The organism is Pseudomonas sp. SG-MS2 (genome assembly GCF_009933855.1).
GTDB classification, from domain to species: domain Bacteria; phylum Pseudomonadota; class Gammaproteobacteria; order Pseudomonadales; family Pseudomonadaceae; genus Aquipseudomonas; species Aquipseudomonas putida_E.
The window spans coordinates 1-6,704 of sequence record NZ_MOMO01000178.1 but is presented as its reverse complement, the minus strand read 5'-3'; the positions used below and the strand labels follow the sequence as shown (position 1 = coordinate 6,704).

Annotated in this window: 4 protein-coding genes and 1 pseudogene; 2 read left to right on the top strand and 3 right to left on the bottom strand. The window is 62.7% G+C overall.

Features of this window, described 5'->3' with window-relative positions; genetic code table 11:
- Positions 1-93 (top strand): annotated as a pseudogene (locus tag BLX42_RS15210) (DTW domain-containing protein); the annotation flags it as partial.
- Positions 94-172: 79 nt separating this feature from the next.
- Here BLX42_RS15210 and BLX42_RS15205 read toward each other — a convergent pair.
- The 3 genes from BLX42_RS15205 to BLX42_RS15195 form a co-directional block, all read right to left on the bottom strand.
- Positions 173-1,528, bottom strand: a complete 1,356-nt coding sequence (locus tag BLX42_RS15205) for an HlyD family type I secretion periplasmic adaptor subunit (protein ID WP_161872099.1) — start codon at positions 1,526-1,528, stop codon at positions 173-175.
- 9 nt (positions 1,529-1,537) lie between these two features.
- The gene (locus BLX42_RS15200) at positions 1,538-3,673 is read right to left on the bottom strand and encodes a type I secretion system permease/ATPase (protein ID WP_144415512.1); all 2,136 of its coding nucleotides are present in this window, start codon (positions 3,671-3,673) and stop codon (positions 1,538-1,540) included.
- Between the two features lie 79 nt (positions 3,674-3,752).
- Positions 3,753-5,126, bottom strand: a complete 1,374-nt coding sequence (locus BLX42_RS15195; RefSeq protein WP_161872098.1) for a TolC family outer membrane protein — start codon at positions 5,124-5,126, stop codon at positions 3,753-3,755.
- Between the two features lie 469 nt (positions 5,127-5,595).
- Between BLX42_RS15195 and BLX42_RS15190 the strand changes: the two genes are divergently transcribed.
- The coding region (locus tag BLX42_RS15190) for a retention module-containing protein (protein ID WP_161872097.1) at positions 5,596-6,704 on the top strand (1,109 nt) is incomplete at its 3' end.

The window sequence follows — 6,704 nt, the reverse complement described above, 5'->3', positions numbered from 1 at the left end:
GATGAGTTGCTGCGCCCGTTCGAAGTGTTGATCGAGGGGCAGATCAGGGCAATGGGGCTTGAGACGTTTCAAAGAAATCACGGTGAAGGTTGACACCTGCACTGTCAGTGCCGTTTTCTCCACACGATTGCACCCTCGCGGGTAACCCCGCGAACGGGCCCTGGCAAACCGTTCACCGCTCCCGCAACGCCTCGGTCCGTGCCTTGAGCACCGGCTTGAGCAGATAATCCAGCACACTCTTCTGCCCGGTGATGATATCCACCGTGGCCACCATCCCGGGGATGATCAGCAGCGGCTTGTTATCGCCGCCCAAGTGGTTCTTCTCGGTGCGCACCTGAATCAGGTAAAACGCATTGCCCTTGTCATCGGTCACGGTATCGGCACTGATCAACTCAAGCTTGGCCTTCATGCCGCCATAAATGGTGTAGTCATACGCACTGAACTTCACCATCGCCGGCTGCCCCGGGTGCAGGAATGCCACGTCCTGTGGCCGCACCTTGGCTTCGATCAGCAGGTTGTCCTCGATCGGCACGATCTCCACCAGGTCGCTGCCTGGCTGCACCACCCCGCCAATTGTGTTGACTTTGAGCATCTTGACGATGCCGTGCACCGGCGAAACCACGGTAGTGCGGTTGACCCGGTCGTCGATGGCGATGCTGGTGGCGGTGATCTTCGACAGCTCCGTGCGTTTGTCGTTGAGCTCCTTGGCGGCCTCGGAGCGGAAGCTGGCGTCCGATTCCTGGATCTTGCTCCTGATCTCGGCCACGGCGGCCTCGGCGCGGGGGATGGCCAGGCTGGTGGCGTTGAGCTGGCCGCGAGCTTCGACCGTGCGTTGCTTGAGCCGCAGGATTTCCACCGGTGAAATGGCACCCTTGCTCACCAGCGGCGCGGACATGTTTAGTTCCTGCTGCAGCAGGCCTACCGCCGAACGGTACTGTTCGACCTTGGAACGGAACTCGGCCAATTCCTGGGTCTTTTGTCGCAACTGCTCGTTGAGGGTCTGCTTTTCACTGGCCAGGCGGCGCTGGCGCGAGTCGTACAACGACAATTCGTCCTCGGCCACTTGCGGCGCCTTGGCGCGGACCTCCTCGGACAGCACCAAGGGCCGCCCTTCGGCTTCGGCGGACAGGCGCTCGACCTGGGCGGTCAAGGCATAGCGGTCAGCCTCGCTTTCACCTTTGTTGGACTTGAACCGCGTGTCGTCCAGGCGCAGCAGGGTGGCGCCTTTGTCCACCATCTGGCCTTCGCGCACGAAAATCTCAGTGACGATGCCGCCCTCCAGGTTCTGCACCACCTGCACCTTGCTCGAAGGAATCGCCTTGCCTTCGCCGACGGTTACCTCGTCGAGCACTGCCAGGCTCGCCCAGGTCAAGGCCGCGAGCAGTAGCGCCGCTGCCAGCCACACGGTCAGGCGTGACAGGCGCGGGGAATCTTGCAGGGTGGCGCTGGCCAGCTCTGGCATGTAGTCGTGTTCGGTGCGCTTGTCGGCGCTGCTGTGGGAACTGCGCACGCTGTGGCCGATGGGCATGGAAACCTCCTAGAGAGCTGCGCCGATGCGGCCCTTGCGCAGGGCATCGATAACCGCATCCTTTGGCCCGTCGGCGACGATCTTGCCGTTGTCCAGTACCAGCAGCCGGTCCACCAGGCTAAGCATCGAGGTGCGGTGGGTGACCAGCAGCAGGGTCTTGCCGGGCACCCAGTTCAGCAGTCGCTGGCGCAGTTGCTCTTCGCTGCTGTTGTCCATGTGGCTGGTAGGTTCGTCGAGGATCAGGATGGGTGGCTCCAGCAACAGCGCGCGGGCCAGCAGCACGGCCTGGCGCTGCCCGCCGGAAAGCAATTGGCCACGTTCGCCCACCGGGCGGTCGAAACCCTGCGGGTGCTGGCGGGCCAGCTCGCTGACGCCGGTCAGTTCGGCCACTTCGAGCATGCGCGCATCGCTTACGTGGCGGGCACCGAGGGTCAGGTTGTCACGCAGGCTGCCGGCCAGCAGCGGCAGGTCATGGGCGACGTAGCCAAGCTGGCTGCGCAGGTCGGCGATGTCCAGTTGGCGCAGGTCGAGGTTGTCCAGCAATACCTGGCCTTCTTCCGGGTGATGGAAGCCCATCAGCAGGCGGCCCAGGGTGCTTTTGCCCGAGCCGCTGCGGCCGATGATGCCAATCCGCTCACCCGGCTTTATGGCCACGTTCACATCCTGCAGTGCCGGGCTGGCCTGTGCCGGGTAGCGGAAGCTGACATGGCTGAGGGTCAGGCCGCCCTTGAGCGCGGTGTGCTCCAGGGCTTGCTGTTCGGCCTGGCGCTCTTGCGGCAGGGCCATCAGGGCATCGGTGCTGCGCATCGTCAGTTGCGCTTGCTGATAGCGGGTGATCAGCCCTGCAATCTGGCCGAGCGGTGCCAGCACCCGGCTACCGAGCATGTAGCTGGCGACCAGGGCGCCGACACTGAGGTTGCCAGCGATGATGCTGTACACCCCGGCGACGATGGTGGCCATGCCGCAGAACTGCTGGATGAACAGCGTGCCGTTGCTGGCCAGCGACGACAGGTTGCGGGCGTGGGCGTCGAGGCGGGCCATGGCGCCATTGGTGTGTTCCCACTGGTACTGGCGCTCGCTCTCGGCACCGCAGGCCTTGAGGGTTTCCAGGCCGCCGAGGGTTTCGATCAGCAGTGCCTGGCGTACCGCACCGAGACTGAGGCTTTTTTGCACGGTGTCGCGCAGGCGTGCCTGAATGAACAGGGCAAAGCCCACCGCCAGCGGGAAGGCGATCAGTGGGATCAGTACCAGCCAGCCGCCCAGCAGGCCGATCACCAGTAGCATGAGGGCGACGAAGGGCAGGTCGATGATGCTGGTCAGGGTGACTGCGGTGAGGAATTCGCGCAGGCCCTGGAAGTCATGGATGCTCTGGGCGAAGCCGCCGATGCTGGCAGGTTTGGCTTTCATGGCCATGCCGGTGATGCGTTCGAACAGGGCGGCGGAGAGGATCAGGTCGGTCTTCTTGCCGGCCTGGTCCAGCAGGTGGGCGCGCACCATGCGCAGCACCAGCTCGAAGGCGGTGCCGATGAACAGGCCAGCGACCAGCACCCATAAGGTCGAAAGTGCCTGGTTGGGTACCACGCGATCGTAGGTCTGCATCACGAACAGCGGCACCATCAGGCCCAGCAGGTTGATCAGCAGGCTGGCCAGCAGGGCATCGCCGTACAGCCAGCGGGAATGGCGCAAGGTATCGCGGAACCAGGCCTCCACCCGTGGCAGCAGCGGTGAGCGGACTTCCTCCAGGGTATGACGGGGTCGTGCGAACAAAGCGTGACCTGCGTAGGCCTGTTCCAGCGCCTCGCGCTCTACCCATTGTTCGCCGCCCTCAGCCTCGCAGGGCAGGATCAGCGCCCGGCCATCTTCGCCCCAGCGCTGCAGCACGGCGCTGCGGCCGTCGTTGAGCAACAGCAGCACCGGCAGGTTGAGCGGCGAAATGGCCTCCAGCTCACGCTGCAGCACACGCCCTTGCAAACCGGCACGCGCCGCAGCGCGTGGCAGCAAATCTGCACCCAGGCGTTGCTGGAGCAGTGGCAGCCCACTGCTCAGGCTGGCGCGGCTGGCCGGCCGACCGTGCAGGCGGCACAGAATCAGCAGGCCATCGAGCAGGGGGTCATCGACATCGGGGCGCGGTTGTGCGCTTTGCATACTGGTCACGATGAACTACTCCCGCCACGGTGTAAGGGGGATGAGGCGCGGTGCTGAGTGCCAGTTGCGTGGGGCTGGCTCAACGCATGTCGGGCAACCTGGCCTCGGTGCGTACGTCGTTGTTGGCGATGGCCTCCGGCGGCAGTGAAATACGCTGTTTGCTCAGCAGCTCACCCATGGTCGCCAGCACGCGATACATCGAGTACTCCTCGGTGTAACGCACCTCGGTGTAACGGCGGTTGGCGTTGTACAGCTCATTCTCGCTGTCCAGCACATCGAGCAGGGTGCGTTGGCCCAGGCCGAACTGGTCCTGATAGGCGGCGCGCACACGTTGCGTCGTTTCTGCGTACTCGCGGGCGGTAGGGGTCTGTTTACGGGCGTTGTTCATGGCGTTCCAGGCCAGGCTGAGGTTTTCGGTCAGCTCGCGCAGCGCGTTGTTGCGGATGTCCAGTGCCTGGTTGATCTTGTGCGCGTCGGACTGCAGGCGGGCCTTGTCGCTGCCGCCGCGGAACAGGTTGTAGCTGAGCTCGACGCCGGCCTGCCAGTCGTTGTTGCTGTGGCCTTTTTCGCCACCGAGGTTGTTGTTGGCGCCGGTGGCCAGCACCGCGTCCAGCCGTGGGTAGAAAGGCGATTTGGCCGCTTCGTACTGCTGCTCGGCGGCATTGACGTCGGCCTGGGCAGATTTCAAGTAGGGGTTGTTCTGGCGCATGCCTTCACGCGCTTCGTCCAGAGTGCCAGGCATTTCCACCTTGACCGATTGCGGGCCTTCCAGCTCATCCGGCAGGCGGCCGACCACGCTGTAGAAGTTGGCCTCGGCATCGGCCAGGTCGACCTCGGCGGTGTCCAGGTTGTTTTCCGCCAGAGCCCGGCGTGCGCGGGATTGGTCAAGGTCGGCGGTGCTGCCTACGCCCCGCTCGCTACGCAGGCCTATCTGATCGCTGACGCGCAGGTGCGCCTGCAGGTTGTTCTTTGCCAGGGTCACCAACTCTCGGCGCTTCAGCACTTCCAGGTACACCTCGATGGCGCGCAGGGCGACATCTTGGGCGACGGCCTGAGTGTAGTAGGCGCGGGAGGTGGCCACCGCCTCGGTACGGCCCACTTCGTTGGCTGTGTTGAAACCATCGAAGATCATTTGCCGAAGGCGCAACTCCGACTGGGTGTAGTTCAGGGTTTCTTTGTTGTGGTTGCGGGTACCGTCAGCGTTCAGGCCGCGGGTATTGATGTTGTCCGAGCGCTGTCTGCCGTACCCGGCTACCAGGTCGACGGTTGGATAGTACCCACCACGGGCAAATTTCACGTCCTCGTCGGCTGACAACCTGCTGTTGCGGTTGGAGCTTATTTCCGGGTGGTAGTCCACGGCGCTCTGGACAGCCTCGTTGAGCGACATCGCCTGAACGTTGGCGCACGCCATGGCCAACAGAATTGCACTGGTGATGGGGTTGAACCTGCGCATGGGGTACTTCTCCCTGATCTCAAAATGGCCCTGCTTCTTCTCGCCAAAAAAATGACGATTTTTATCGTTCAAACCGTTTCATGTTTGTAACAACAGAGCTAAGAACATTTAGCGCGCGAGCTAAGAAGATTTTTTCATAAGTGATATGCGAAAAAAAACTTATGCGGTCTATCGAAACCAAGACATTGTTTCATTCAAGTGATTTCGGAAGCCGCTGTAGCCTGCGAGTTTCCTGCATCGCAATGAGTTCCAGATTTTTTATGGCTAAGGACGTGGGGTAGGTAGGTAAAAGCGGAATTTGGCGACAAAAATTTGGCATCCAGTGGTGGCAAATTTACATTATGACTATCGCCAAATCAGTGACCTTCGCGCACGATTCTCACGGTTGAGACATGCGGGCGCGAAGCCGTTGACCTCCATCTGCCATGTTGTTGGCTGTGTAGCCAATAGGTTAGGGAGGCGTGCGCTCATGGCTAAGTCAGTCGGTGTGGTCAGCAAGGTGGTGGGGCAAGTATTTGCCGTTGGCAGCGATGGCAGCCGACGCCCTCTGATCGAGGGCGATCGCCTGTACGCGGGCGAGCAGTTGCAAACGGGTGCCGCAGGCGCCGTGGCTGTGCGCTTGCATAATGGCGCCGAGCTGACACTCGGCCGCGACAGCAGCCTGGCCATGACCGAAAAGCTCCTGGCTAACCAGGCCGCCCCTGTACAGGCTCAGGACGTTGCGCCGAGCGAGGCGCAGCTGAGCGATGTCGAGCGCATTCAGCGGGCGATTGCCGCCGGCGATGACCCTAGCGTCAACACCGAAGCCCCTGCCGCTGGAAATGGCGGCAACGGCGCGCCAGGCGCACTGGGCGGTGGCCACAGCTTTGTGTTGCTTACCGAAGTGGCGGATCGGGTTGACCCGGTGGTGGGCTTTCCCACGGCTGGCTTCAATGGCATTCCTGAATTGGCCAACCGCTATGTGGGTGGCCTGGATGGCAGCGGGCGCGACTCCTTGGGGGCTGGCAACGGTGGCAATGGTGGCCTGCCGCCTGGTCCGCCCAATCCGCCGGAGCAGCCCAATCCACCCATCACGCCGATCGACGAAGACAGTCCGGTAGCGTTGCGGGGGTTGAATGTCAGCCCTGGCGAGCTGAGTCTGGATGAGGCCAATCTACCCCAGGGGTCGGCCAGCAACCCCGCAACCCTGACCCAGCAAGGCAGTTTTACCGTGCTGGCGCCAGACGGCGTGTACAACCTCAGTGTGGGTGGCATCAACGTGGTGACCGCTGGTGTGGTGACCGGTGTTGGCCAATCGATCACCACGGGCCTGGGCAACACCCTGATCATTACCGGGTACAACCCTGCCACGGGCGTGGTGAGCTACAGCTATACCCTGACCGGTGCCGAGCAGCACGTTGAGGGCGAGGGCAACAACTCACAGGGCGAACAGTTGCCGGTACTGGTCAGCGACAGCGACGGCGATGTTGCCCAAGGGTCGCTGGATGTGATCGTCCGTGACGATGCGCCACAAGCGGTGGATGACAGCAATGCGGTAGCCGCCACCGAACAGCAAACCGAACTGACCGGCAATGTACT

Coding starts and splice junctions, on each gene's coding strand:
- BLX42_RS15205 (WP_161872099.1), bottom strand. CDS start 1,528: ATGCCCATCGGCCACAGCGTGCGCAGTTCCCACAGCAGCGCCGACAAG.
- BLX42_RS15200 (WP_144415512.1), bottom strand. CDS start 3,673: ATGCAAAGCGCACAACCGCGCCCCGATGTCGATGACCCCCTGCTCGAT.
- BLX42_RS15195 (WP_161872098.1), bottom strand. CDS start 5,126: ATGCGCAGGTTCAACCCCATCACCAGTGCAATTCTGTTGGCCATGGCG.